The sequence below is a fragment of the Streptococcus sp. 3.1 genome, from assembly GCF_016648915.1.
In the GTDB taxonomy this organism is placed as follows: Bacteria; Bacillota; Bacilli; order Lactobacillales; family Streptococcaceae; genus Streptococcus; species Streptococcus salivarius_E.
The window spans coordinates 1-2,388 of the sequence record NZ_JACLQV010000034.1 but is presented as its reverse complement, the minus strand read 5'-3'; the positions used below and the strand labels follow the sequence as shown (position 1 = coordinate 2,388).

At 29.6% G+C, this 2,388-nt stretch carries 3 protein-coding genes; all 3 read right to left on the bottom strand.

Annotation, left to right across the window (positions count from 1 at the left end; genetic code table 11):
- Positions 1-255: 255 nt before the first annotated feature.
- Entirely contained in the window at positions 256-963 is a 708-nt protein-coding gene (locus H7U02_RS11115; RefSeq protein WP_201043368.1) for an ATP-binding cassette domain-containing protein, read from the bottom strand.
- Positions 964-1,314: 351 nt separating this feature from the next.
- Positions 1,315-2,049, bottom strand: coding sequence for an Rgg/GadR/MutR family transcriptional regulator (locus tag H7U02_RS11110; protein ID WP_260318487.1), 735 nt, complete (start codon positions 2,047-2,049; stop codon positions 1,315-1,317).
- Between the two features lie 138 nt (positions 2,050-2,187).
- Positions 2,188-2,388, bottom strand: a 201-nt coding sequence (locus H7U02_RS11105; protein ID WP_155123928.1) for an IS3 family transposase, incomplete at its 5' end; no start/stop codon positions are given.

Below are 2,388 nucleotides of genomic sequence, written 5' to 3'. Positions count from 1 at the left end.
TCAGATGTTTATAAGAGTCAGGTTTATGGATATAGGTAGTTGAAAATAGCCTTCCATTCTATCAGTTAAAAAATATGAGTAGAGTAACTGAAAGGTTGATAGTGCTGTTACGATAAATGTACTCAACATCAGAATTCTAAAATTTGTAGAGAACTCAACTCTCACATATTTATAATACAGTAATATGCTAAGAGAAAACAGAAACAAGTACAATCTATTTTTTGAAAAGATATCTCTAAAAATAGCTAAAAGCATCTATTCCCTCCTTTGACTACTGACCTCATTTAACCAATCATCTAAATCTGATTGTAACAATTTTAAATGTCCATCCTCAAGAAAATAGGCTTCATCACAAACTCTAGAAATGCTTTCTGCTATATGAGAGGTCATTAATATTGAGCCATAGCTTTTATATTGAACGAGAACTTTATATAAAAATTCAGTAGAGTCAAAATCTAATCCATCAAAAGGTTCATCCAAGATTAATAATGGGCGTTTTAAATAGAAACCTGTTATCAAAAAGACTTTTTTCTTATTTCCAGTCGACAAATTACCTATGCTAGTCTGTAAAAATTTTCCAAAATTAAAGCCCTTGACTAAATAATCATATAAGTCATCATCTCTTTTAACATGAAATAATCGACAGATAAAATTAAAATACTGACTAAAGTTCCAATTTAAAAAACTGTTATTTTCGGTGAAAACAGTATAGGTATTCAGCTTATAAACATTACTGTCCAATGGTTTACTTTCACCATTTAAGCTGATTGAAGTCACTTGATAGTTCCTCTTATCAAACACACTACTCAGAGATTTTATCAAGGTTGTTTTTCCTGAACCATTTTTTCCTACCAGACCAATAATAGTATTGTTCGGAATAACAAGATCAAGGTTACTAATAATAGGTCTATCCTTCTTAAACCAAACGTTGAGTCCTTTTACTTCTAAAACCAAATGAACCATTAGTCCACTCCTTTATATATATAAAATCCTCCGACTAAAAGAAATGCTAACGCATATAACAGCTCTTTTTGAGCCATAAATACCAACGCACCAATTAAAAAGCAGATCCCAATCAAAATTCTAAATCGTAATTTCATTTTTTAGCCTTCTTTCTATAAATTGTATCAAAACATTAATAGTTAATAGGACAACACCTATAGCTGATAATCCTACCTCATAACAAATAAAATAAATAGATGATAATATAACTATACCCGAAGAAAACTCCTTTTATTTTGGTTTTAGAAAAGAATATGCCTATAATTGATAACTTATCAATATAAATATAACATTATATTTATAACATATAATTTATTCCCGTTTATGCAACTGTCTATTTTTTAAAATTCTATCTAGATGCAAACTATAATGACTAGCAATATTAACACTTCCCACTGCCTTCATAAACTCTATACACTTTTTCATTTCAACAATGGCTTGGTCACTGCCAAACTTTTTATATAGATAGTAATTATGAGCATAATTATATACTACTCTTTCATACATTTCAGATTCTTCAAAGAAGAAAGATTCAAGTTGTTTTCCAAAGTAAGCTGCATCTGTTAAATAACCTCTATCGATACAAATAATATAAGCGTTCAGTGTCATATGATTGATTAGACTTCTATTCGCCTTTATTTCTTTATAATAGTCGGAACGTCTGATCATTTCTCTCGATAAAGTTACAAAAAACTTATGTTCTAGAATATCAATTGAATTAAGAAATAATCTTAATTCATAGACTCCCCAATATTCGTCGCTAAACAAATAATCAATTAACTTTTCTAAATCTCCCTCAAAAACTTGTTTTTCTTCCGATAGGACTTGTAGGCGGATTTTTATCAAAATAGTATTTAGTTCATGGAATTTATCACTATCTTTATCCCCTTTACTATAATCAAACAGTAAGTTTTTTAAGCCTTTAATATCATTTTTGATGGTGCAGGTCCTAATAATATCTAGAAGTTCTGTGAGTTCATCATTATGAAAGTCATTCACGGCATACATAAATTCATTAATAGAAACATTTATGGCATTTAGTGCCATAATGAACTTATTTAATGTAAGATCATTTTGTCCATTTTCAAACCTTGATAACTGAGATTTTGAAAGGTTGTCATTTGCTACATCTTTTAAAGATAACCCCCTAGATTTGTACTGACCCCAAAAAGTTAGACAAATAATTTAAGCAAAGGATTTAGTTCTGTATTGCACAGGACTAAGTCCTTTTAGTTTTATCTTAATGCGTTTGTTGTTGTAATAATTAATATAGTCTACAATAGCTTGTTCCAAATGCTCAATTGACTTAAACGTCTTCTCATAACCATAAAACATCTCAGACTTAAGAATGCCAAAGAAGGATTCCATCATGCCGTTGTCTGGACT